Source organism: Mycobacterium sp., from assembly GCF_035697385.1.
Classification (GTDB): Bacteria; Actinomycetota; Actinomycetes; order Mycobacteriales; family Mycobacteriaceae; genus Mycobacterium.
Genome location: NZ_DASSCY010000077.1, coordinates 1 through 22,272, shown reverse-complemented (window position 1 = coordinate 22,272; position 22,272 = coordinate 1). Strand labels below are relative to the sequence as shown.

Below are 22,272 nucleotides of genomic sequence, written 5' to 3'. Positions count from 1 at the left end.
AAAGTCGACACCGGTAACCTGCCAGCCGTGTTTGGCCAGATACAAGGAGTTGTCGCCGGTGCCGCAGCCGAGGTCGAGCGCCGTGCCGGCGGGCAGGGCATTGTCACCCTCGACCAGGTCACGCAGGCTCTTGGCCAGTGGGTGGCCGTCCCACGGGACAAAGCCGAGCCGGTAGAACGCATTGAAGAGAAGTTGCCGTGACGACATGGCGCTAGATCGACCCCAGGTCGGCCGAAATCCAATGCTGCGGTTTCATAAAGACGATCACCGACTCACCATGCTCGCGACGAGCGAACTCGAGGTAGGGCTCGACCTTGTCGGGCGCAAGATAGCGCTTCGTCACCTCGACGAGGTGGTCGTCGGTGCCGGGCTCGATGCGGCTGACCGGGCCGTCGACCGCCACGTAACGCACCGTGGGTTCGAGGCGCTGGGCCATCAACGTGAATTCGCCCTGCGTCTCGATCAGGCGATGCTTGCGGGAACCGTTGCCGGTGAGCACCCACGGCTCGCCGCCGGGGCTGTACTGGTACCAGATCGGCACTGTCAGTGGTCCGCGCTTGTCACCTGCGCTTACCGATAACGCCGCGATGTGAGGCTCGGCCAGAAACTGTTCGCGTTCTTCTTTGGAAAGGGCCATGCCCGCCAGGCTAGTCGTCGAGACCGACACGGTCGTAGAGTCGAAAACCATGCGCTTTGGACTGTTCATTCCTCAAGGCTGGCGGCTCGATCTGGTGGACATTCCCACCGACAAGCAGTGGACGGTGATGCGAGACCTCGCTGCCTACGCCGACGACAGCGCGTGGGACTCGCTGTGGGTGTACGACCATTTCCACACCGTGCCGGTGCCGACCAGCGAGGCCACCCACGAGGCGTGGTCGCTGATGTCGGCGTACGCGGCGACGACCTCGCGGATCAAGCTCGGTCAGATGTGCACGGCGATGAGCTATCGCAACCCGGTGTACCTCGCCAAAGTTGCGGCCACGGTAGACATCATCTCGGGTGGCCGCGTCCAGATGGGCATCGGCGGCGGCTGGTACGAGCATGAGTGGCGCGCATACGGCTACGGCTTCCCATCGGCCGGGGAGCGGCTGGGGCGTCTCGAGGAGGGCGTGCAGATCATGCGCGACGCCTGGCGCGACGGACAGGTCAGCTTCGACGGCAAGCACTATCAGGCCAACGGTGCGATCGTGGAGCCAAAGCCGTTGCAGCAGGACGGTCTTCCGCTGTGGATCGCGGGCGGCGGCGAGAAGGTGACACTGCGCATCGCCGCCAAGTATGCGCAGTACACCAACTTCACCTCCGAGCCCGCCGGGTTCGCCCGCAAATCGCAGCTGCTGGCCGATCATTGCCGTGACGTCGGTACGGACTACGGCGCGATCGTGCGGTCGGCCAACTTCAACGCCGTGATCGGGGACTCGGAAGCCGACGTCGCCGACCGCATCGACCGGATCCGCGCCCGGCAGGTCAGCAAGGCGAATCCAGCCGCTGTCGACTCCATGCTCAACATGCTCAAGGCTCCCGAATCTGCCAGTGGCACACCGGAACAGGTCGTCGAGAAGCTCAAGCGCATGCGCCAACTGGGTTGCGAATATGCGATCCTGTACTTTCCCGAGGCCGCCTACGATCGGTCGGGGATCGAGCTGTTCGAGCGGGAAGTGATCCCGGCGCTCAGCTAGCTCCCGGCCGTCCACACGCCCGTCGCCGCGGTCTCACGGGCGTACTCCGCGAAATCCTTCGGCTCGCGTCTCAGCGCACGCTGCACACCGTCGGCCAATTGCGCTTTGCTGCCAAGCACTTCGGTGAACAGGTGGTTCAGCAGCCAGATGAAGTCCTGCGGCATCCCGTACTCGGCCAGCATCGCGACGTAGCCGTCGATCGAGACTGACACGAAGTCGATGTCCCGTCCGGCGGCCGCCGCGACCTCGGCCACCGCGTCGCCGAAGCTCAACAGCCGCGGCCCGGTCAGCTCGTAGAGCTGGCCGACGTGGTGGTCCTCGGTCAGCGCCGCTACGACGACGTCGGCGATGTCGTCGGCGTCGACGAACGGCTCATGGACGTCGCGCACCGGAAGCGAAACGCTGCCCGCGAGAATCTCATCCAGCCAGGCGCCCTCGCTGAAGTTCTGCGCGAAGAACGCCGCCCGCACGATGGTCCACTCCAGGCCGCACGCCTTGACGACGTCCTCGGCGCGTTCGGCTTCTACTTCGTTGCGGCCCGACAACAGCACCAGCCGGCGAACGCCTGCGTGCGTGGCCAGCGCCGTGAGTTGTCGAACCGCGTCGACCGAGCCGGGGACGGCGAGGTCCGGGTAGTAGGTGATGTAGACCTTGTCGACGCCGGCGAGCGCAGGCCCCCAGGTCTGGGGTTCCTCCCAATCGAACGGGATGTCGGCCGAGCGCGAGCCCTGCCGGACGGGGATGCCGCGCGCTTCGAGTTGGTCTGCGACGCGCTTTCCGGTCTTGCCGGTGCTTCCGATGACGAGAATGGTGTTGGTGGTTGTGTTGTTCATGCCTCGAAGTCAACGGGTCGAAAGTGAGACGATCCATAGTCGATCCGCTCGATAACATGTCCGAACGTCTGGAAGGGGATCACCGGCGATGGAGAAGATCTCGCTCACCGCACTCGCACGCCAACACTTGGAAACGGCACGGGCATCCAGTAGCGGGCGCAGCGCCCACACGGTGTACGGCGGCCACGAACACAGCCTGCGTCAGACCCTGATGGCGATGACGGCGGGCAGCACCATGGACGACCACGAAAGCCCTGGCGAGGCCACGCTGCAGGTGTTGCAGGGCAGGGTCCGGGTGACGAACTCGCAATCCGGATGGGACGGATCGCCGGGCGATCACATCATCCTGCCCCGCGAACGACACGGCCTGCACGCGATTGAGGATTCGGTCGTGTTACTGACCGTGTCGAAACCCGTTGGGCCGCATACCTAGTTCGCCCGCTGCGACTGGCGCTTCCGCTTCTCGGCGGCGGCGAGTTTCTCTACTCGGTTCGCCTGCGCGCGCTTGCTTGCAGCTTCGTTGCGTATCGCCGCAGCATCGTCGAGCTTGGACTTGGCAGCGGCGGAGGCCTTCTGCTCGCTAGCGCGAATCCTGGCTTGTGCATCGCGCCTAGCGACTTCGGCCGATTTGTTTCGCTGGGCAGCCGTTTGGTCGGCGCTCTGCTTCGCGGCGGCGGCACGCGTTTTTGCGGCCTCTTCGGCGGCGCGCTTGCGATCTTCGGCAGCGGTCCGCGCGTCTTCGACTTCGCGCTCCTTCACCGCCCGTGCGTCGTTCCGGTCCTTGATCGCCTTGTCGCTCTTGGCTTTCAGCTCGGCATCGGCCTGCTCTTTTGCCTGAGTCGCCTCAGCGTCGAGTTGGGCCGCATGACGCAGCGCGTCGCTACGCTCGGCGAGCGCGCCGCCACGCTTTTCCAGCTGACGATCGGCCAGTGCATTGCCGACGGACACGTCCAGCAATCCCAGCGACCGCTCGTAGAACAGTCGCGCTGGCGTTTCCGGATCCAGCCGAGCAACGACGCGCTCCTCGATCAATTGAAGCGGGAAGCGAACTATCCGGTACTGCAAACGCAGAACTGCGCGTGAGGCGTTGGTGAGATTCATTGATAACTCCTGGGTCTTGCCGCTGCTCAGGGCAGGCCGGCTTCGTTGGTGAGCTTGTCGGCCTGGCGTCTGATGCGATCGGCTTCCGCTTTGGCGCTCGACGCGCCTTTCACCGCGGTCTGATGTTCGTCCACGGCGTCGACGACTTCTTCAGCCGCGGCACTGACTTCTTCGCGCTCATCGGCCTTGGCCCGCTGCACGTCGGCCTGCGCGTCGAGTTCGGCACGCGTTTTCTCTTGGGCAGCAACGCGTTGTGCGGCCTGCTCGGCCGCCTGCTTCTGCGCAGCTTGCTCGGTTCGCACGGAGTTCTCAACGGCCGCTGTCTGCGCGTTGACCGTGATTCGCTCCTTGGCGCCTTCCGCCCTGGCTTCTGTTGCCTCGGCATGGGCCTGGGCGGCCTCGGCGTCGGCGACCGCTTCGACGCTGTTGGCCTCTTTGCGCTCGTGGGCCTGGGTCTGCTCCAGTTGTCCCTCGGCAGTCAGCGAGTCGTTGCCGGTTACTGCACCGGCGATTTCCTTCGCCTTGCCCTTGACCGAATCGATCAAGCCCTTCCGCGCCTCGCCGGCCTTGCTGTGCTCAGTCATCTGAGTCTCCTTCACGCATCGATCGACAGCTCAAAAAGGAGTGTCGAGGGGTTATGGGTGCGGGCACCGCCCCCGGGCGCTTGACAGCGACCCAGGGGCGGCAACCGTTCGTTGTCAGACGCCCGGAGCGTTCCGGCCGCGAACCGCCGGGGCCGCGGTGACGTCGCGATCGGTTCGGCGTTTCAGACCGACGAGTCCGATCAGGCCCAACAGGCCTGCCAAACCCCAAAGACCGGTCGTGTCACTGTCACCTTCGTCGGTATCGGCGGCCAGCGTCGTCGTGGTGGATGCCGGCATCGGATCGATAGGCGTCGTTGCCTGGGCGATGCTCGTGCCACCGAATAAAAGGGCGAGTGCGGTCGCGGACACACCAAGTGTCTTGTGCATTGTTTCTGCTCCAGATAAATCGAATCGGTCCATGGCGACCGGGAAAGGTCTGCGGACCAGCTGCTCTAGTCGTGCTGCGCGGCCCGCCATGACTCGCTGGGCCCGCCTCAACTCGCAGCCCAGGGATTACCCAGCCTCGGCAGGATCAAACCCGCTGGCTAATTCGCGTGCCTCAAGACATTGACGACGTTGCCTGCGGGATCCGCGAAGAAGAACCGTCGCACACCCCATTCCTCATCGCTGAGCGGATGGACGATCTGCAAACCCGCGTCGATGGCGGCCTGAAAGGCGGCGTCGACGTCGTCCACCTCGATAGACACGGTCGGGTTCATCGGCGCCGTCGCGTCCTTGGTCATCAGGCTTACTTGATGGTGAAGCTCTTCGTCGGCCAACGTGACGATCCAGCCGAGGTTCATCACCTCGCGCAGCCCGAGAACCCGCACGTATGCCTCACGCGCCGCGTCCACGTCGGACACAGTGAGCACAGGCATCACCCGTTTGACGGTCATATCGCCGGGCCCAGCATGTCGTCGGCGTCCTTGATCACATAGCCGTAGCCCTGCTCGGCAAGGAAGCGCTGCCGGTGCGCGGCGTATTCAGCGTCGAGGCTGTCGCGCGACACCACCGAATAGAACATCGCGCCACCCCCGTCGGCCTTGGGCCGCAGCAGCCGCCCCAACCGCTGTGCCTCTTCCTGCCGTGATCCGAACGTCCCCGAAACCTGAACGGCCACATTGGCTTCAGGAAGATCGATGGAGAAGTTCGCGACCTTGGACACCACCAGCGTCGGGATCTCGCCGCGGCGGAACTCGTCGAACAGCGCCTCCCGCTCGGCGGTCTTCGTCGAACCCTGAATCACCGGCGCGTTCAACTCCCGGCCGAGTTCGTCGAGCTGGTCGAGATAGGCGCCGATCACCAGCGTCTGGTCACCGGGATGGCGCTCAAGGATCGATTTGACCACCGCGATCTTGCTGTGCACCGTCGAGCACAGCTTGTAGCGCTCTTCGGGTTCGGCTGTGGCATAAAGCATTCGCTCGTTGTCGGTCATCGTCACCCGCACCTCGATGCATTCCGCCGGAGCGATCCAGCCCTGCGCCTCGATGTCCTTCCACGGCGCGTCGTAGCGCTTCGGACCGATCAACGAGAACACGTCGCCTTCACGGCCGTCCTCGCGAATCAGCGTGGCGGTCAGCCCGAGTCGCCGCCGCGACTGCAGGTCCGCGGTCATCCGGAACACCGGTGCGGGCAGCAGGTGCACCTCGTCGTAGATGATCAGACCCCAGTCGCGGCTGTCGAACAGCTCGAGGTGCCGGTACTCGCCCTTGGTGCGGCGGGTGATCACCTGATAGGTGGCGATGGTGACCGGCCGGATTTCCTTTCTCTCCCCGGAGTATTCGCCGATCTCCTCCTCGGTCAGCGAGGTCCGGTTGATGAGTTCACGCTTCCACTGCCTGCCCGCCACGGTGTTGGTGACGAGGATGAGCGTGGTCGCGCCGGCCTTGGCCATCGCCGCGGCGCCGACGAGCGTCTTGCCCGCACCGCACGGCAGCACCACGACACCCGAGCCGCCCTCCCAGAACGACTCTGTTGCCATCTCCTGGTAGTCGCGCAGATGCCAACCGTCCTGCGCGAGGCTGATCGGATGCTTCTCGCCGTCGACGTAGCCGGCCAGATCCTCTGCGGGCCAACCGATTTTGAGCAGCATCTGCTTGACGCGGCCGCGCTCGCTGTTGTGGACCATGACGGTGTCGTCGTCGATGCGGGCGCCGAGCATCGGTGCGATCTTCTTGTTGCGCAGCACCTCCTCGAGCACCGCGCGGTCAAGGCTGACCAACGTCAGGCCGTGCACCGGGCTCTTCACCAGCTGCAGCCGGCCGTAGCGGGCCATCACGTCGACGATGTCGACCAGCAGCGGCTGCGGTACCGCATAGCGTGAGAATGACACCAACGCGTCGACCACCTGCTCGGCATCGTGGCCGGCGGCGCGGGCGTTCCACAGCGCCAGCGGGGTGATGCGGTAGGTGTGGATGTGCTCGGGCGCACGCTCCAGCTCGGCAAACGGAGCGATCGCTGCGCGCGCGGCGCCCGCCTGCTCGTGGTCGACTTCGAGCAGCACCGTTTTGTCGGACTGCACGATCAGGGGGCCGTCGGTCATTTTGTCTATTATCCAGGCTCGGCGGACACCACCGACGTCACGCGATGGATGGCGAACTCGCGGACCCGCCCTGACGCCGGATCGTAGGCGGTCAGCTGGCCGCCGCGGACGTTGATCGGCGCCACAACGCGCTGCGTGGCGACGCCCGCCGGGTCGACGTAGCCGATCACGACCGACGCCTCGTGGTGTGCGGCCTCCTGCAGTTCGGAGATCGCGACGGTCGGGTCGAGCCGCATGTTGCCGAACGGGGCGGACGCCACCTTGCGCAGCACCGCGACGATCGCTTGCAGCGTCTGACCCGTCGGGCTCGGCATCGTCCTGTAGGCCCGGCGGCGGCCCGGCGGTGCGGGCACCCGGGCCCCGCGGGCCCGCAGGTCCACGATCGTGCCCGACGAGTCTTCGGCCGCCGGTGCGAAACCGGCCCCGCGCAGCGCGGCGAGCACCTCGGAGATCGGGGCCTGCGATACCGCGACAGTCGGCGCGAGCAGACGTATCTCCAGATCCTCGGTAGCGGGCGCGGCAACCACCTGAGCCAGCAGCGCTGGGTCCTCACACCGCACGAACGAGGCCGCGATGCCCACCCTCAACTGTCCGTGCCTGCGTGCGACATCGTCGATTAGATACGTCAATCCTTGTGGCACAGGAGTTTTGGAGTGCCGTTTGAACAGCGTGTGCAACTCGCTTGCGGTCCTGCCGGTGTCAAGGGCGCGCCGGATGGAGGCCTCGCTGATCCGGTACACCATCGCCGCGCCTGCGGACTCCACGGTCGCAACGGTGGCCAGCTGCTCGGCCAGGTCTCGTTCCAGCGGACCCGGCACGGTCACCGTCAGGTCTGCCTGCAGCAGGAAGTAGTCGATGGGCGCGGGCAACACCTTCGCCATCGCAGCGATGACGTCGTCGGGCGGGTCACCGGCCAGCAGGCCCCTGGCCGGCGTGGCCAATGCGCCGCGGCCCATCACACCCAGGGCGTGCGCCTCCGCCAGCAGGTCGGCCACCGGTTCGGGCTGCAGCCGAACCGCCCAGCGGGGCCGCCGCCAGATCATCGCCTGCGACGCCTCTGCCGCGTCCACGCCCGCACCCCGCGGCAGGTCCGCCAGGACGTCGAGGAGCAGGCGCCGGTCTAGTGGCGCGGCGGTCGAGAACAGCGAATCCGACAGCGCCGCATAGGGTTTGCCGTCTGGTCCGCGACTGCCGATCAGTCCGGGCCTGCCCGGCAGGTCCAACCACGTCGACGCAAGCAGGTGCCATTTGAACGCCGTCGGCGACTCGACGTAGCGGTCCATCGCCACCGTCGGCGCCCAATACGGACCCGAGCCGTCGACGGGCTCAGGTTCGGGCATCCCGACCGCGATGAGCCCCGCCGCGGCGGCCACTTCGAGAATCAGTCCCAGCCGCCGTTCGTCGATGCCGGTGGTTTTGGTCAGCCGCTTGACGTCGCGTACGCCGAGGCCCCCGCTGCGCAGCTCGGGAACCGGTGTGGCGCTGAGCGTTTCGAGCACGAGATCGACTTCGCGGAGCAGGTCGATGACGGCACCGGCTGCCACCGCATCGACGTCGGCGACGGTGGTGGTCGTGACAACGGGGTCGGGTTCGGTCAGTGCCACCGGCCCCGGCTGCTCGCCGCGCAGTACCTGACCGACCAGCCGCGGCAGGATCACCGTGTCGTCGTCCACCTGGCGCAGAAGGCCCGCCGCGAGCAGCCGCTGCACCGGGCGATCCGGCGGGGTGCCCGGTGCTGCATCACGCGTCCGCCCCATCGGGGAACCCTCGAGCAACTTGTCCAGCAGCTCGCGCTGAGCTTCGTCGGCCTCGGCCAACCGGTCGGCGATCGCCACGGCTGAGTCGTCGGTCTCCACGATGGCCTGGCCGGGGTACCAGGGCAGCCCTGCCGCCGCCTCAGTGGTCACCCGCACCTCCGAGTCGCCCCAAATGAGCGCGCGCTCCCGCAGATCGTCCACGGCGGACACCACTGTGTCCTCGCTCGCACGGTCGCCGACCAGCTCGAACAGCTTGGTCAGCGGCACCGCGGTGGTGTCTGCGTGTAGCACGAGCAGCCCGTCTAGCAGCGCCAAGCGCAGGAAGTCGAGCTCATCGGTCGCGGCCTTGACCGACTGTCGGGCCTGCGCGCGGGCGGCCAGCGCCGCTATGGTGCCTGGCGGCGGTTGGGTAAGGTCGGGCCGCAACTGGAGCAGCCGGATCAGCCGCTCATCGGGAAGCTCGGCCAACCAGGCGCCCAGGGGCACGCCCGGAGTCTGTGCGGTCATTGCTGACCAGCGTAACTTTCAAGGCCGCCCAACCTCGCCGCCGCTCGCATCGCCTGCCACAATGTGGGCGTGGCTGAGAACAAACGGCAGAAGAAGCAGTATGTCGATCCGGGCTGGCCCGTGCTCGACGGCGAGGACGATCACGCGGTCAGCGAGCTGGCCACTGACCGCACCGGCGCCCTGTCGCCCTTCGGAGAGCTGACGTTCCCGCTGCCGACCGACGACATCCCGTACGTGCACCCCGTCACGGTCGTCAACAAGTAACGGTGTCCGACGGCCCTGGTGCTGATCTGCCCGGCTCCGCCGGGGCCCGCCTCTCGCACCTCGACGAATCGGGCGCGGCGCACATGGTCGATGTGACCGGCAAGGACGCGACCAAACGCACCGCCGTCGCCGCGGGCAGGCTGAAGACCCGGGCCGACGTCGTCGAGCTGATCGCATCCGGCGGGCTGCCAAAGGGCGACGCCCTTGCCACGGCGCGGGTGGCGGGCATCCTCGCCGCCAAGCGCACCAGCGATCTCATTCCGCTGTGTCACCAGCTGGCCCTCACCGGCGTCGACATCGACTTCACGATCGGCCCCGACGCCGTCGAGATCACCGCCACGGTGCGCAGCACCGACCGCACCGGTGTCGAGATGGAGGCGTTGACGGCGGTCAGCGTGGCGGCGTTGACGATCTACGACATGATCAAGGCGGTCGACCCGGCCGCACGCATCGACGACATCCGGGTGCTGCGCAAAGAGGGCGGCAAGACGGGGCCGTGGGCAAGGTGATGAGCGCTTGCGCGAAGAACAGACAACGTTGAGCCGCTCCGCGCGAGTCATCATCGCCTCTACGCGTGCTTCGGCAGGCGTGTACGAGGACCGCTGCGGACCGATCATCAACGACTGGCTCAGTGGTCGCGGATACGCCGTCGCCGATCCCGTCGTCGTGGCCGACGGCGTGGACGTGCGCCGGGCGCTGCGCGCGGCGCTGGCCGAAAACGTCGACGTGATAATCACTTCCGGCGGGACCGGGATCTCCCCGACCGACGCCACCCCGGAGGCGACGGAGGGTGTGCTCGACTACCAGATCCCCGGCCTTGCCGACGCCATCCGGCGATCCGGACTGCCGCACGTGCCGACGTCGGTGCTGTCGCGAGGCGTATGCGGGGTCGCCGGCCGCACGTTGATCGTGAACCTGCCGGGATCGCCCGGAGGCGTCAAGGACGGCCTTGGCGTGCTCGACGGCGTCCTCGAGCATGCGCTCGATCAACTCGGCGGAAAGGATCATTCGCGATGACGATCGTCCTGCGCGCCGGGCTGTCCGAGGACGCCATCGAGCTGAGCGAGCACGAAGCACTGGTTGCGCACCAGGCGGCCGGGGCGGTGGTGGGATTCGCGGGTGTCGTCCGTGATCACGACGGCGGACGCACGGTCACGCGGTTGGAGTACTCCGCCCACCCGTCAGCGCAGCAGACCCTGGCCGAGGTGGCCGCCGAGATCGCGGCCGACTGTCAGGGTGTACGGGCCATCGCGGTCAGCCACCGAATCGGAACGCTGCGGATCGGTGATGCCGCCCTGGTGGCCGCCGTTGCAGCGGACCACCGAGGCGCGGCATTCGAGACGTGCGAACGACTGGTCGACACCGTCAAGGCCCGACTACCGGTGTGGAAGCACCAGTTCTTCGCAGACGGCACCGACGAATGGGTCGGATCCGCCTGAGCGCTTAGGCAGGCGGAACCGGCGGCAGGATCGGTGCCGGTGGCGGCGGTGCGGCCGGATCAGCCGGTCCCACAGGCAGATTCGGCGGCGGGCCACCCGGGGTGTCCGGCGTGGTCAGCGGACGCTGGGTCAGGGCCAGCAGCGCGTCCTTGCCGCTGATGTCCTGAGTCTGGATCGCGTGCCAGATCTCCCGCAGATACGTCGTGTTCGGTCCCTGCCCCGGCGCGGGCGGCAGCTCATCGACGGTGCCGGGAGGCAGGTTCTCCGGGCTCACCAGGTGCGGCACCTCGGCCGGCACCGGCGGAAGGGCGGCGGCGGGATCCGTCGCCGCCTGATTGGCCGCGTCGAAGACCGGCCCCGGGATGTTGCCGGCGTTGAGCGGAGCCAGCGGGTCGGCGGGCGGAGGCGCCGCCACGGCCCCCGGCGCGGGCGGCGCCGGGGGAGCCGGTGGGGCGGGCGGGAGCGGCGGCAGTACGGGTGGCTCCAGCGGCGCTGGAACTTGCAGGGCGGACTGAACGAGGGTGCCCTCGATCGGCGCTGCATCAACGGGCGGAGGCGGCGGCAGCGGCGCGTCGAGCGGAAGTGCCGCGTCGACGATCGGCGCCTCGACAGGCGGCGGCGGTGGCGGCGGCTCAGGCAGCGGCGGGGGTGGCGGCGCCTCGGGCAGCGGGGCCGACATCGCATCGAAAGGTGCCGGCGGTGGCGGGGGAGCGAACGGGTCGATCGGTGGTGGAGGCGGAGGCGCCTCGGGCAGAGGAGCGGCCATCGCGTCGAACGGGGCTGGCGGCGGTGGAGGCGGCGGGGCGAACGGGTCGAAAGGCGGAGGCGGCGGCAGTTCGCCGTTCAGGCCGACGGCATCGAGTGCCTGGTCGACGACGTTGCGCGGCGTCGCGCCGGACAGCGGGCCACCGCACGTCGGCCATGCACCCTTGCCCTGGCTGGCCAGCACGCGCTCGGCAACGGCAATCTGCTCTTCCTTGGTGGCCATATGAGCGGCGGGCGCATACTCGCCGCCGCCGTGGCCCGACCAGGTGCTCGGCGAGAACTGGAGCCCGCCCTGATATCCATTGCCGGTGTTGATGGCCCAGTTGTTGCCGGATTCGCACTTGGCGACCTGGTCCCATTCGCCGTCGGTTGCGGCGCCAGCATGCCCTGCGAGGGCGAGGCTTCCACCACCGATGACTGCGCCGGTGAAGGCGATCTTTGCGACGTTTACGGCCGATGTAGTGGGCTTGCGATGCCGTCCACTCATAGGTGCAGTTGGTCCTCTCTCATGCGCCCGCGAGGTCAGCTGTCGGGTTCGGGCTGGAGAGGTCGCCCGGCCGGCATCGTCGATATGACGACGACGGCTTCACCCCAAGGAGCCGCAAGCGGCCCCTGGTCCATCTACTCGGTGGACCGGTGGGTCCCCCGCCTCCATCCAAATTGTTTGTCGTTGGCCATATCCGAACGGATGGAGCTCGGCGCTATCCGGACACAGCGGGCCACCCGATTAGGGTCGAGGGGCTTGGCTCAAGACCGTAACGGCTCGTGGTATTCCCGTCATCTTTTGCTCAGCGCGGCGTTTCTGCTGATGGCAAATGATAAAGAAGGTCTAAATGCCCAGGATTACGCGCCGTTTCCCCAGGTGCCACCGGCCAGGTAACGATCCGTAGCCAGCTTGTGACCATTTCGTTATGTGACGTAAATCACGCTTAGCCGCCGGCGAAGGGCGGCAGCACGTCAACGGTCTGCCCCGGCGCCAGCGTCGTCGCGGTATCGCGCACTGCGAAGCCGTCGCACAGGAAAGAGCATCGCTTCAACACCTTGGCGAGTTCGGCGTTGCGCTGGCCGAGTTGATCGACCAGATCGGCGACCGTGGTGCCCGGTTGAAGGCTGACGGGCTCGGTCTCGGCGCCCGCGGCGGCGCGGGCCGCGGCGAAGAAGCGGACGGTCACCTGCACCGTCGTCGTCATCGACATTGCTCAGCCGCCGATCGCACTCATCGGGCGGTCCGGCTGCACGAAGCCCGGGTCGTTGATGCCGTGCCCAGCCGCCTTGGCCCACATCGCGGCGCGCCACGCGGCTTCGATCGCTTCGTCGTCCGCGTCGGTGCGCAGGAGGTGGCGCAGGTCGGTCTCCTGCTGGCTGAACAAGCAGTTGCGGATCTGTCCGTCGGCGGTCAGCCGGGTGCGGTCGCAGGCCGCGCAGAACTGATGTGACACGGACGCGATGACGCCGACCCTGCCCCTGCCCCCGTCGACCTGCCACAGCTCGGCTGGGGCCGAACCGCGCGGTGCGGAGTCGGGGGTCAGGTCGAAGTGGCGCCGCAGCGCGGCCAGCACGTCGTCCGCGCTGATCGCTTTCCCGCGCTGCCAGGCGTGGCCGGCATCGAGAGGCATCTGTTCGATGATGCGCAGCTGGTATCCGTGATCGAGGCAGAAGCGCAGCAGCGCCACCGCGTCGTCGAGCCCGGTGACCGGGTCCAGCACCGCGTTGACCTTGACCGGTTCTAGCCCCGCTTGCTTGGCGGCTTCCAGGCCGGCGAGCACGTCGGCCAGCCGGTCACGGCGGGTGATGTGGGCGAAGCGTGCGGCGTCGACGGTGTCCAGCGACACGTTGATCCGGTCAAGCCCGGCCTTTTTCAGCTTCGCCGCACGCTTGTCGAGCCCAATACCGTTGGTGGTCAACGTGATTTCGGGACGCGGTGTGAGTGCGGCCGTCGCGGCGACGACGTCTTCGAGGTGCTTGGCGACCATCGGCTCGCCGCCGGTGAAGCGCACGCTGGTGATGCCGAGCCGGGTGACGGCGATGCGCAGCAGCCGGATCAGTTCCTCGGAGCGCAGCAGCTGTTCGCCGGGCAGCCAGTCCAGCCCTTCGGCAGGCATGCAGTAGGTGCACCGAAGATTGCATCGGTCGGTCAGCGACACCCGAAGGTCGGTGGCGACCCGGCCGAAGGTGTCGATCAGTCCGCCGCTCATTGGCGCTGCGGCGAGGGGACGCTGGATCGACGGCACGCCGAGAGCGACGACGGTCATGCGGCGGCCCGCGAATTGATGGACATTGAGTGCGCCTCGTCGACGGGCACGATCTCCTTGCCCAGCGGCATCAACGACACCGGGATCAGTTTGAGGTTGGCCAGCGCCAGTGGGATTCCGATGATCGTGATGGCCATAGCCACCGCGGTGATCACGTGGCCGATGGCCAGCCAGACGCCGAACAGGATGACCCAGATGACGTTGCCGATCAGTGCGCCGGGCCGCGGCCCGGGTTTCTCGACGATGGTGCGGCCGAACGGCCACAACGCGTAGGAGGCGATGCGCAGCGAGGCGAATCCGAAGGGAATGGTGATGATCAGGACGAAGCAGATCAGGGCTGCCAGCAGGTAGCCCAACGCCAGCCACAGGCCGCCGAAGATCAACCAGATAATGTTCAGGATCAGGCGCATCTTTCCTCCAGCGGTCGTTTCAGACTACCGACTAAAGAGGATGCTGCGCCGGGCGGCGTCCGAGTAGGATCAGCCCCATCGCGTCCCGGCGCAGGCGGGACGCTTTCCTATTGTTCAGATGTAGTCGTTCGCAAGAGACAAGCAGGTGAGACCAGTGCCGACCGGCCGGGTTAAGTGGTACGACGCCGAGAAGGGTTTCGGCTTTCTATCGCAGGAGGAGGGCGAGGACGTCTATGTCCGGTCCTCGGCGTTGCCTGCCGGTGTCGACGGTCTCAAGGCAGGACAGCGAGTCGAGTTCGGCATGGCGGCGGGCCGTCGTGGTCCGCAGGCGCTGAGCCTGAAGATTCTCGACTCGCCGCCGAGCCTGACCAGGACGCGACGCGAAGCCGCCGCGGCCGAGCACAAGCACACGCCCGACGAGCTGCACGGCATGGTCGAGGACATGATCACGCTGCTCGAAAGCGCGGTGCAGCCGGAGCTGCGCAAGGGCAAATACCCGGACCGCAAGGTGGCGCGCCGCGTGTCCGAGGTAGTCAAGGCCGTCGCGCAGGAACTCGACGCCTAGCGCGACGGGCGGGCGCGAGGCCGGGACATATTTTCGATTTGCCTGCGTAGCGAGCGACAATCGCCGATAGCGTTGCAGCGCAACGTCTGTTGTCGCTCGCTACGCGGGCACTTTTGAATATGCCTTCCTACTGCTTCCCGGGTTTTTGTCATGCGTTCAGGGCATCCTGAAGGCATGAGCTACGTCGCGAGCGGTGGCGATTTCAACCGCGACACCGACTACATCACCACCCGTATCACCGCCGACGGCCGGGACGGCTATCCCGTCGAGCCGGACCGGTACCGGCTGATTGTCGCCAGGGCCTGCCCGTGGGCCAACCGCACGATAATCGTGCGCCGGCTGCTCGGGCTGGAAGACGTTCTGTCCATCGGCTTTTGCGGCCCCACGCACGACGAGGACAGCTGGACCTTCGACCTCGACCCCGGCGGCGTCGACCCGGTGCTGAAGATCCCCCGGCTCAAGGACGCCTTCCTCAAACGGTTCCCGGACTACCAGAAGGGCATCACGGTGCCCTCCGTTGTCGACGTCCCGACCGGTGAGGTCGTCACCAACGACTTCGCGCAGATCACGCTGGACTTCTCCACCGAGTGGGCCAAATTCCACCGCGAAGGCGCGCCGCAGTTGTATCCCGAAGAGCTGCGCGACGAGATCGACGAGGTCGCTCAGCGCATCTACACCGAGGTCAACAACGGCGTCTACCGCTGCGGTTTCGCCGGGTCGCAGGAGGCCTACGAGAAGGCCTACGAGCGGTTGTTCACCGCGCTGGACTGGCTCGAAGAACGCCTCGGGAATCAGCGCTATCTCGTCGGCGACACCATCACCGAGGCCGACGTCCGGTTGTTCACCACGCTGGCCCGCTTCGACCCCGTCTACCACGGCCACTTCAAATGCAACCGCTGCAAGCTTTCCGAGATGCCGGTGCTGTGGGCCTACGCGCGCGATCTGTTCCAGACGCCGGGCTTCGGAGACACCATCGACTTCGTCCAGATCAAGCAGCACTACTACATCGTGCACAAGGACATCAACCCGACGCAGATCGTGCCAGCGGGTCCAGACCTGTCCAACTGGCTCACCCCGCACGGTCGGGAAGCCTTGGGAGGCAGACCCTTTGGCGACGGCACACCGCCGGGCCCGACGCCAGAAGGCGAGCGGGTGCCAGCCGGTCACTCTGCCGGCTGAGGCCAAACCGTCCGCACGGACCACTCCGCGTGCGGCACCGGAAACTCGTTGCCTGCCTCATCGCGGACCAGCGTCGGTAGTTGTACCGCGAAGCCGGTCAGCTTGCCGCGTTGTGGGTCGACTGTGGGGATGGTGACCGCCAGCCTGCTGTCCGGCCGGAATTCCTCGATGACGTCGGATCCCTCATAGGCGCGCAACAAAATCCATGGTGCGTGCGCGATGCTCGCCGGGACAGATAGCTGCACGGGGTGCCGTGCGTCGACCGCGAGTTCGCCTTGGGCACCCGGCATCTCGCAGTCGGTGGGATTGAGCACTTCGCAGTACCGGTACGGCCCGACCCGCGCTGTCTCGCCATGCGAATATGCGCTGATTTCAGGGCGTTCGGGCTCGTTGTGCAATCGCCAGACCAACACGCCTGTGCCGATCGACGCCACGACAACCACGACCGCCAATGCGGCGACAACCCGTTTCACTCGGGCGCCACCGCCGCGGGCCGACCGCCCTCCTGCTCCGCCAACACAGGACGGTTGCCGCCGAGGCCCGGAATCAACGACTCGCCGCGGTAGCTGACCACCGTCTGCGCAAGCCCAAGGATCAGCACCGCGGAGATCGTCGTAAAGCCCACCCACAGATCGGTGTAGATGAGCACGCCCGTCGCGCCGCCGGCAACCCAGGCCAACTGCAGCAGAGATTCCGAACGGCCGAACGCCGAGGCGCGTGATTTCTCCGGAAGATCATCCTGAAGCGATGCGTCCAGCGATGCTTTCGCGATCGCGCTCGCGCCCGATGTGACCAGGGTGGCGACGGCGGCCACCAGCAGATTGCCGGTGACCGCGGCGGCCAGTGCGGCGGCGGTGACCGCAATCGTGGCGCGCACCACCAGCTTTGCGGGATGGCCGAGCTTCAGTCGCGCGCTGGTGAAGTTGCCCGCGAAGTTGCCGATCGCCGCGGCGGCGCCGATCAGGCCGAGAATCCGAAGCTGCTCCCAGCCGCTGGCGTCGTGCGACTTGGCCACAAACGCGGGGTAGAGGAACAGGAAGCCCACCATCACCTTGATTGTGCAGTTGCCCCATAGTGCGGTAATGATGTTGCGGCCCAAGGGTTGTCGGGCGGCACCCGATGGATTGTAGTGCTCCGGATGCCGACGCAACTCCCCGCTGCGGCCGTGGTAGGACAGTGTCGCGGGCACCTCACCCGCTGTGCTCTCCACCCACTTGGGTATCCGCATCGACAGCGCCGCGCCTGCCACGGTCGCCGCGACGATGACGTATAACGCCCCGGGCAGATGGAACAGGCCGAACCCGTATTCCGCGGCCGCGGCGATCGCGCCGCCGACCATCGTCCCTCCGAGCAGGCCGAACATCGTCAGTCGCGAGTTCACCCGCACCAAGTCGATCGTCGGGGGCAGCACCCGCGGGGTCACCGCACTGCGCAGCACACTAAATGACTTGGACAGCACCATCATTCCCAGCGCGCACGGATAGAGCACCCAGGAAGGGAAGCTGCCCGTTGCGCCGTCGTAATTCGCGATCAGCACCACCACCAACGCCGTGCGCAACATGAACGACGTGGCCAGCGCGACCCTGCGGCCGTGCTGCAGGCGGTCCAACGCAGGCCCGATCAGCGGTGCGATGACCGCGAACGGCGCGATGGTGATCAAAAGGTACAGCGCGACCTTGCCCTTGCTTTCCCCGCTGGCCGCGGCGAAGAACAGGGTGTTGGCCAGCGCGACGGCCATCGCGGCGTCGACGGCGAAGTTCGCGACCACCGGCCACGTCAGCGCGGTCAGACCCGATTTGTCGGCACCGTCGGCGGTGGCGGCCCTGTGCACCAGGCCGTACATCTTCGAACCCATTTCGCGGCTGCGCTGCGCGGCCGCCCGTGTGACGGTGACCTTCTGTCCCGCAGCGGCACCGACATTGGGCGGCGTGTCGGCGTACTCCCTGGACGGTTCGTTCAGCGGCGGCAGCCATCTGTTGGCGCTCGGCATGGACCGGCGCGACCGGCGATAGCCGCCTTCCATGCCAGGATCGCTGGGATAGTTGGCCATGCCGGGATGTTCTTCGCCGGGTGGGCGCGGCGGGTAGTAGCGGGGGTCACGCCGCGATCCGGTCACACAAGAGATTCTCCCCCATGGCGGCGGTAGCGGACGTGCAGGCGACCGGTGTGGCTACACGTTCGCCGGTCAGGCACTATTGGTGGCGATGGACAGCGTGACCGACACAACCGACCGCCCCGACCTGGAGGCGGTGCTTAAGGGCGCCGTTGAGCAGGCGCGCGCGGCGATCGTGGAGATCAGCGGCGAAAACACGGTCGGGGAGTACCTGGGCGCCAGTCTCGAGGATCCGACGGCGGCCACGCACCGGTTCCTCGCCGACATGCCGGGATACCGCGGCTGGCAGTGGGCCGTCGTGGTGGCGGCCTGGCCTGGCGCCGACCACGCCACCATTAGCGAAGTGGTGCTGGTGCCAGGGCCAACGGCGTTGCTGGCGCCCAAGTGGGTGCCGTGGCAGGAGCGAATCAAGCCGGGCGACCTGAGCCCAGGCGATCTGCTCGCACCGCCGTCCGAGGACCCCCGGCTGGTGCCGGGCTACACGGCCACCGGAGACCCGCAGATCGACGACGTCGCGGTGGAGGTCGGCTTCGGCCGCAGGCAGGTGCTCAGCCCGTGGGGGCGGGGCGAGGCCGCGCAGCGTTGGCATGACGGGGATTACGGGCCGGGTTCGGCGATGGCACGGTCCACCCGCCGCGTGTGTCGCGACTGCGGCTTCTACCTTCCGCTGGCGGGCGCGCTGAGCTCGATGTTCGGTGTCTGCGCCAACGAGCTTGCCGCCGACGGCCATGTGGTCGACGCCGAATACGGTTGCGGCGCACACTCGGACACTCCGCAACCGCCTGGCACGGGGACGCCGCTCTTCGACCCGTATGACGACGGCGTGCTCGACCTCGCCGAGCCGCGGGACTAACTTTCGGCCGCGGCCTTGATGCGGGCCAGCGACTGGTTCATGCCGTCGACGAGTTCACGCTCGAAGTTCGGCACCCCGCCCATCAACGCGTTGACCGTCATGTTGGAGAAGGCCTTGACGCCGTTCTCGGCGTGGCGGGTCTCTACCACGCGCGTGCCGGTCTCGGTGGGCTCCAGCTCGTAGCTCCATATTGTGTTGTTGGCGTTCACCCGGAACGCCAGCTTCTTCTCCGGAATGACCTCGGTGACCGTGGACGTCGTCGGCCAGAACATGAAGTTACGACGGTTGAGGTTGAACGTCCGCGTGCCTTGACGCAGCGGGCCGAACGCCTTCATCAATCGGCACTGCGGGCTCCATTGCGGCATTCGGCCGAAGTCGGAGACCAACGCCCACACCTTGGAGACCGGAGCATTGATGTCGATCTGCGCTTGCAACTGCGGCGCTGCCATTGCGTCCCCCTTCAGGTCCTTCAGTCCAGACCGCCTTGTGCCCCACGGGATCCGCGGCGCACGGCGTGACGTTGCCACAGAAAGATCGACGTGCCAAGCGCCCCAACGCCAAGCCCGGCGATCGTGATGGGCCGCCAGTCGTGCAATCCGGGAACCGTGAAGGCCAGCACCACGGCGATCGCCCAGCCCGTGGCGATCACCACGATGACCGGCCATGGCTTGAGCAGCACGGCTGGCAGCTGGGGCGGTTCGGGGCTCATCGAAGACAACGTAACCGATTACGCGTACGTCAGAAATGCCCGCGGTTTCGCCGTCTTTCGACAGATCCGCTAGGTATTGTTTGCCTCGTGAAAGACCACGACGGCCAGCTGGCGAGCGATTTGTCGCTGGCGGTCATTCGTCTTGCTCGCCAATTGCGGTTCCGCCGCCCGGAATCCCCGGTTTCGCTGTCGCAGCTCTCAGCGCTGTCGACGCTTGCCAAGGAGGGTGCGATGACCCCCGGCGCGTTAGCCGATCGGGAGCGGGTACGCCCGCCCTCAATGACGCGGGTCATCGCGTCACTCGCCGAACTGGGCTTCGTCGCGCGCACCGCGCACCCCGCCGACGGCCGGCAGGTGCTGGTGTCGGTATCACCTGCCGGGACCAACCTGATCGAGGCCGAACGCCGCGCCAGCCAGGAGTGGCTGAAACAACGACTGGCCCGGCTCGACTCCGATCAACGCAATACGTTGCTGATGGCCGCCGACCTGATGTCGGCGATTGTCGATGAAAGCGCGTGAGCCCCAACGTAATCGACGTCAGCGACCCTGCCGACCCCCGGCTCGACGACTTCCGTGACCTGAACAGCGTCGACCGCAGGCCGGATCTGCCGAGCGGCAAGGGGCTGGTGATCGCCGAGGGCGTGCTGGTTGTGCAGCGCATGTTGGCATCGCGGTTCGTCCCGCGCGCGATGCTGGGCACCGACCGGCGGCTGGCCGAACTGTCGTCCGACCTGGACCGCGTCGATGCGCCCTACTACCGGGCGGCTGCCGATGTCATGGCCGACGTGGTCGGATTTCATCTGAATCGCGGGGTGTTGGCGTCGGCGTCGCGCCCGCCGGAACTGTCGGTGGCCCAGGTGCTCGACGGTGCCCGCACCGTCGCGGTTCTGGAGGGCGTGAACGACCACGAGAATCTCGGCTCGGTCTTCCGCAACGCGGCAGGCCTCGGCGTCGACGCGGTGGTGTTCGGCAGCGGCTGTGCCGACCCGCTGTACCGGCGCGCTGTCCGGGTCTCGATGGGACATGCGCTGCTGGTGCCGTATGCGTGGGCGGCGGCATGGCCGCAGGATCTTGAGTTGCTGCGGGACAACGGTTTTCGGCTGCTGGCCATGACTCCTGACCCGTCGGCCCGCACGGTTGCGGAGGCGATGACGGCGCTCGCCGACGACAGGGTCGCGATTCTGGTGGGCGCCGAAGGTCCGGGGCTGACCGAACGGGCGATGCGCGCGGCCGATATGCGGGTGCGCATCCCGATGTCGCGGGGCACCGACTCGCTCAACGTCGCGACGGCGGCGGCGCTGGCGTTCTATGAACGAGCTAGGCTCGCGCCGTGACCGACGACTCGACGCCGTGGGCAATGGGTTTGACGGTGGCCGCTTTCGTCGCCGCGGTGACCGGCGCTGCCGTTGTCGTGCTGAGCGTGGGCCTGACGCGCGTGCACCCGTTGCTCGCTGTCGGGCTCAACCTGGTAGCCGTCGGAGGGTTGGCTCCGACGGTGTGGGGTTGGCGCAAGCTGCCGGTGTGGCGGTGGTTCGTGCTGGGCTCCGCCGTCGGGGTGGCCGCGGCGTGGCTGGCCCTGCTTGCCATGGCCGTTGGGGGATAACGGAATTCAGCCGATCAGCGCCTCGGCCAGCCGGGCACGCCACTCCGCGAAATCGTCGACGCCCAGGATCCGCAACACCACCTGATCGGCGCCTGCCGCACGGAACTCGGCTATGCGGGCCGCGATGGCGTCCAGATCGCCCCAGGCCACGATGCCATCGAGCAGCCGGTCGCTGACGTCATCGATGTCGGATTCGGAGAAGCCCTGGCGCATCAGGTTGCGCCGATAGCCGCCGACTTTCGTCAGGAAGTCCAATGGTTGCGCCACCGCCCGTCGCGCGGCTTCACGGTCGGCGACGGGGGCGACCATCACCAGCGTCGCCAGAGTCCGGTCTGCCCCGAGCACCGCTCGCGCGTCCGTCACGTACGACGGCGTCACCAGGAACGGATACGCGCCGCCGGCCCGATCACGCGACAGCGCAAGCATATTGGGCCCCAGCGCGGCCAACACCCGAGCCGACGCCGGGACACCCGCGGCGTCCAACTCGTTGAGGTACGTGTTGAGAGTCTCGAGGGGATGCGCGTCGTGCGCGCCGCCGAGGCCGACGATGAAGCGGCCCGGGTGGTCGCGCTGCAGCGATTGGTACGTCGCGACGACATCGGCGGAGGGCACGCTGGCCACGGGGATGATCCCGGTGGCGACGGGAATGGTCGTGGTGGCGCGTACCGCCGCCTCGAGCATCGGCAGATTGCCGGACCGCCACAGTGTGGAGAATCCGAGGCTCTCGACGTGCTGCGCCTCGTCGGCAACAACCGCGGCGTCGTCGGTGTACGGGTTACTGCTGGCGAGGCCGATTGGCCCAAGCGTGGTCATGTCGACGCACGTTAGGACCTCAACGACACTTCAGGTCAAGCCGTCAGCGCTGGCCGCCCGAGCGCACCCCGAGCAGCACGTCCTCCCACGCTGGCACCGCGGGCTTGCCCTTGCGGGCGCGTGGCTTGGGCGCGGCGGGCGGCTCGGGCGCCGGCTCGGGGGACTCGATGGGCAAGGTTGGCTCAGGCTCTTCGAAGGCGAGCGGTGCGACCGCAGCGACCGGGCGCAGCGGGCGGGCGAAGTCGGGATCGATCAGTTCACACGCTGCGTCGTCGAACGCGGTGGCGGTGCCGCCGTGCGCGCCGGG

30 protein-coding genes, 1 pseudogene and 1 riboswitch are annotated in these 22,272 nt (G+C 67.3%); of the genes and pseudogenes, 12 read left to right on the top strand and 19 right to left on the bottom strand.

Translation table 11 applies throughout. The annotated features are described in order from the left end of the window. Positions 1-207 (bottom strand): class I SAM-dependent methyltransferase (locus VFH65_RS07290; protein ID WP_353320478.1); only part of this gene is annotated, 207 nt, incomplete at its 3' end. A 4-nt stretch (positions 208-211) separates the two neighbouring features. Next, complete coding sequence (locus VFH65_RS07285; RefSeq protein WP_353320477.1) at positions 212-637, bottom strand: pyridoxamine 5'-phosphate oxidase family protein; 426 nt, start codon at positions 635-637, stop codon at positions 212-214. 49 nt (positions 638-686) lie between these two features. Between VFH65_RS07285 and VFH65_RS07280 the strand changes: the two genes are divergently transcribed. Continuing rightward, positions 687-1,676, top strand: coding sequence for an LLM class F420-dependent oxidoreductase (locus VFH65_RS07280; protein ID WP_353320476.1), 990 nt, complete (start codon positions 687-689; stop codon positions 1,674-1,676). Here VFH65_RS07280 and VFH65_RS07275 read toward each other — a convergent pair. Beyond that, positions 1,673-2,509, bottom strand: a complete 837-nt coding sequence (locus VFH65_RS07275) for an SDR family oxidoreductase (protein WP_353320475.1) — start codon at positions 2,507-2,509, stop codon at positions 1,673-1,675. The genes VFH65_RS07280 and VFH65_RS07275 overlap by 4 nt on opposite strands. 88 nt (positions 2,510-2,597) lie before the next feature. Between VFH65_RS07275 and VFH65_RS07270 the strand changes: the two genes are divergently transcribed. Beyond that, the gene (locus VFH65_RS07270) at positions 2,598-2,942 is read left to right on the top strand and encodes a cupin domain-containing protein (RefSeq protein WP_353320474.1); all 345 of its coding nucleotides are present in this window, start codon (positions 2,598-2,600) and stop codon (positions 2,940-2,942) included. Here the strand turns inward: VFH65_RS07270 and VFH65_RS07265 are convergent. The 6 genes from VFH65_RS07265 to VFH65_RS07240 all read right to left on the bottom strand — a co-directional run bounded on the left by VFH65_RS07265 (position 2,939) and on the right by VFH65_RS07240 (position 9,000). Beyond that, positions 2,939-3,610: an IF2 family translation initiation factor gene (locus VFH65_RS07265; protein WP_353320473.1), complete on the bottom strand. Its 672-nt coding sequence runs from the start codon at positions 3,608-3,610 to the stop codon at positions 2,939-2,941. The genes VFH65_RS07270 and VFH65_RS07265 overlap by 4 nt on opposite strands. A 26-nt stretch (positions 3,611-3,636) precedes the next feature. Beyond that, positions 3,637-4,194, bottom strand: coding sequence for a CsbD family protein (locus tag VFH65_RS07260; RefSeq protein ID WP_353320472.1), 558 nt, complete (start codon positions 4,192-4,194; stop codon positions 3,637-3,639). Positions 4,195-4,308: 114 nt separating this feature from the next. Next, positions 4,309-4,581: a WGxxGxxG family protein gene (locus VFH65_RS07255; RefSeq protein ID WP_353320471.1), complete on the bottom strand. Its 273-nt coding sequence runs from the start codon at positions 4,579-4,581 to the stop codon at positions 4,309-4,311. Positions 4,582-4,739: 158 nt separating this feature from the next. Further along, positions 4,740-5,090, bottom strand: coding sequence for a VOC family protein (locus VFH65_RS07250; RefSeq protein ID WP_353320470.1), 351 nt, complete (start codon positions 5,088-5,090; stop codon positions 4,740-4,742). After that, positions 5,087-6,736: a DNA repair helicase XPB gene (locus VFH65_RS07245; protein ID WP_353320469.1), complete on the bottom strand. Its 1,650-nt coding sequence runs from the start codon at positions 6,734-6,736 to the stop codon at positions 5,087-5,089. Before VFH65_RS07245 ends, VFH65_RS07250 begins: the two co-directional genes overlap by 4 nt. An 8-nt stretch (positions 6,737-6,744) precedes the next feature. Next, a complete protein-coding gene (locus tag VFH65_RS07240) occupies positions 6,745-9,000 on the bottom strand; it encodes a helicase-associated domain-containing protein (RefSeq protein ID WP_353320468.1) in 2,256 nt (751 codons plus the stop codon). A gap of 69 nt (positions 9,001-9,069) precedes the next feature. Here VFH65_RS07240 and VFH65_RS07235 point away from each other — a divergent pair, with 69 nt between their 5' ends. The 4 genes from VFH65_RS07235 to VFH65_RS07220 are packed head-to-tail and all read left to right on the top strand — an operon-like array spanning position 9,070 to position 10,703. Continuing rightward, complete coding sequence (locus VFH65_RS07235) at positions 9,070-9,264, top strand: hypothetical protein (protein ID WP_353320467.1); 195 nt, start codon at positions 9,070-9,072, stop codon at positions 9,262-9,264. 26 nt (positions 9,265-9,290) lie between these two features. Then, positions 9,291-9,773: a cyclic pyranopterin monophosphate synthase MoaC gene (gene moaC / locus VFH65_RS07230; RefSeq protein WP_353320483.1), complete on the top strand. Its 483-nt coding sequence runs from the start codon at positions 9,291-9,293 to the stop codon at positions 9,771-9,773. 28 nt (positions 9,774-9,801) lie between these two features. Continuing rightward, positions 9,802-10,281 (top strand): MogA/MoaB family molybdenum cofactor biosynthesis protein, encoded by a 480-nt coding sequence (locus VFH65_RS07225; protein WP_353320482.1) that lies wholly within the window; start codon positions 9,802-9,804, stop codon positions 10,279-10,281. Next, positions 10,278-10,703, top strand: a complete 426-nt coding sequence (locus VFH65_RS07220; RefSeq protein WP_353320466.1) for a molybdenum cofactor biosynthesis protein MoaE — start codon at positions 10,278-10,280, stop codon at positions 10,701-10,703. The genes VFH65_RS07225 and VFH65_RS07220 overlap by 4 nt, the downstream gene beginning before the upstream one ends. Positions 10,704-10,707: 4 nt before the next feature. On the opposite strand, the gene VFH65_RS07215 is transcribed toward VFH65_RS07220, so the two are convergent. The 4 genes from VFH65_RS07215 to VFH65_RS07200 form a co-directional block, all read right to left on the bottom strand. Next, positions 10,708-11,955, bottom strand: coding sequence for a transglycosylase family protein (locus VFH65_RS07215; protein ID WP_353320465.1), 1,248 nt, complete (start codon positions 11,953-11,955; stop codon positions 10,708-10,710). Positions 11,956-11,964: 9 nt separating this feature from the next. Next, positions 11,965-12,148: riboswitch (cyclic di-AMP (ydaO/yuaA leader) on the bottom strand. Positions 12,149-12,397: 249 nt separating this feature from the next. Continuing rightward, positions 12,398-12,664, bottom strand: coding sequence for a MoaD/ThiS family protein (locus tag VFH65_RS07210; RefSeq protein WP_353320464.1), 267 nt, complete (start codon positions 12,662-12,664; stop codon positions 12,398-12,400). A gap of 3 nt (positions 12,665-12,667) precedes the next feature. Then, on the bottom strand, positions 12,668-13,720 hold the full coding sequence (gene moaA / locus VFH65_RS07205; RefSeq protein ID WP_353320463.1) for a GTP 3',8-cyclase MoaA: 1,053 nt from the start codon (positions 13,718-13,720) through the stop codon (positions 12,668-12,670). After that, on the bottom strand, positions 13,717-14,130 hold the full coding sequence (locus VFH65_RS07200; RefSeq protein WP_353320462.1) for a YccF domain-containing protein: 414 nt from the start codon (positions 14,128-14,130) through the stop codon (positions 13,717-13,719). The genes moaA and VFH65_RS07200 overlap by 4 nt, the downstream gene beginning before the upstream one ends. A 154-nt stretch (positions 14,131-14,284) precedes the next feature. Here VFH65_RS07200 and VFH65_RS07195 point away from each other — a divergent pair, with 154 nt between their 5' ends. Together VFH65_RS07195 and VFH65_RS07190 are read left to right on the top strand one after the other, a co-directional pair. Continuing rightward, positions 14,285-14,695: a cold-shock protein gene (locus tag VFH65_RS07195; protein ID WP_353320481.1), complete on the top strand. Its 411-nt coding sequence runs from the start codon at positions 14,285-14,287 to the stop codon at positions 14,693-14,695. Positions 14,696-14,869: 174 nt separating this feature from the next. After that, positions 14,870-15,874: a glutathione S-transferase family protein gene (locus VFH65_RS07190; RefSeq protein ID WP_353320461.1), complete on the top strand. Its 1,005-nt coding sequence runs from the start codon at positions 14,870-14,872 to the stop codon at positions 15,872-15,874. On the opposite strand, the gene VFH65_RS07185 is transcribed toward VFH65_RS07190, so the two are convergent. Together VFH65_RS07185 and VFH65_RS07180 are read right to left on the bottom strand one after the other, a co-directional pair. After that, positions 15,859-16,347 (bottom strand): DUF2771 domain-containing protein, encoded by a 489-nt coding sequence (locus VFH65_RS07185; RefSeq protein WP_353320460.1) that lies wholly within the window; start codon positions 16,345-16,347, stop codon positions 15,859-15,861. The genes VFH65_RS07190 and VFH65_RS07185 overlap by 16 nt on opposite strands. Next, on the bottom strand, positions 16,344-17,924 hold the full coding sequence (locus VFH65_RS07180) for an MFS transporter (protein WP_353320480.1): 1,581 nt from the start codon (positions 17,922-17,924) through the stop codon (positions 16,344-16,346). The genes VFH65_RS07185 and VFH65_RS07180 overlap by 4 nt, the downstream gene beginning before the upstream one ends. 154 nt (positions 17,925-18,078) lie before the next feature. Between VFH65_RS07180 and VFH65_RS07175 the strand changes: the two genes are divergently transcribed. Beyond that, complete coding sequence (locus tag VFH65_RS07175; RefSeq protein WP_353320459.1) at positions 18,079-18,840, top strand: DUF3027 domain-containing protein; 762 nt, start codon at positions 18,079-18,081, stop codon at positions 18,838-18,840. On the opposite strand, the gene VFH65_RS07170 is transcribed toward VFH65_RS07175, so the two are convergent. Beyond that, complete coding sequence (locus VFH65_RS07170) at positions 18,837-19,289, bottom strand: SRPBCC family protein (protein WP_353320458.1); 453 nt, start codon at positions 19,287-19,289, stop codon at positions 18,837-18,839. The two genes, VFH65_RS07175 and VFH65_RS07170, sit on opposite strands and share 4 nt — an antisense overlap. 20 nt (positions 19,290-19,309) lie before the next feature. Continuing rightward, on the bottom strand, positions 19,310-19,549 hold the full coding sequence (locus tag VFH65_RS07165; protein ID WP_353320457.1) for a DUF2530 domain-containing protein: 240 nt from the start codon (positions 19,547-19,549) through the stop codon (positions 19,310-19,312). An 87-nt stretch (positions 19,550-19,636) separates the two neighbouring features. On the opposite strand from VFH65_RS07165, the gene VFH65_RS07160 reads away from it, so the two are divergent. From VFH65_RS07160 to VFH65_RS07150, 3 genes are read left to right on the top strand one after another with little or no spacing between them, the layout of a single operon-like run. Then, entirely contained in the window at positions 19,637-20,068 is a 432-nt protein-coding gene (locus VFH65_RS07160) for a MarR family winged helix-turn-helix transcriptional regulator (protein WP_353320456.1), read from the top strand. After that, complete coding sequence (locus VFH65_RS07155; RefSeq protein WP_353320455.1) at positions 20,065-20,883, top strand: TrmH family RNA methyltransferase; 819 nt, start codon at positions 20,065-20,067, stop codon at positions 20,881-20,883. Before VFH65_RS07160 ends, VFH65_RS07155 begins: the two co-directional genes overlap by 4 nt. Positions 20,884-20,906: 23 nt before the next feature. Then, positions 20,907-21,152, top strand: a complete 246-nt coding sequence (locus VFH65_RS07150; RefSeq protein ID WP_353320479.1) for a DUF2537 domain-containing protein — start codon at positions 20,907-20,909, stop codon at positions 21,150-21,152. A 6-nt stretch (positions 21,153-21,158) separates the two neighbouring features. On the opposite strand, the gene VFH65_RS07145 is transcribed toward VFH65_RS07150, so the two are convergent. Beyond that, positions 21,159-21,965 carry a TIGR03620 family F420-dependent LLM class oxidoreductase gene (locus tag VFH65_RS07145; RefSeq protein ID WP_353320454.1) on the bottom strand — a complete coding sequence of 269 codons (807 nt, stop codon included), beginning with the start codon at positions 21,963-21,965 and terminating at the stop codon, positions 21,159-21,161. 43 nt (positions 21,966-22,008) lie between these two features. Further along, positions 22,009-22,272 (bottom strand): annotated as a pseudogene (locus VFH65_RS07140) (DUF3071 domain-containing protein); the annotation flags it as partial.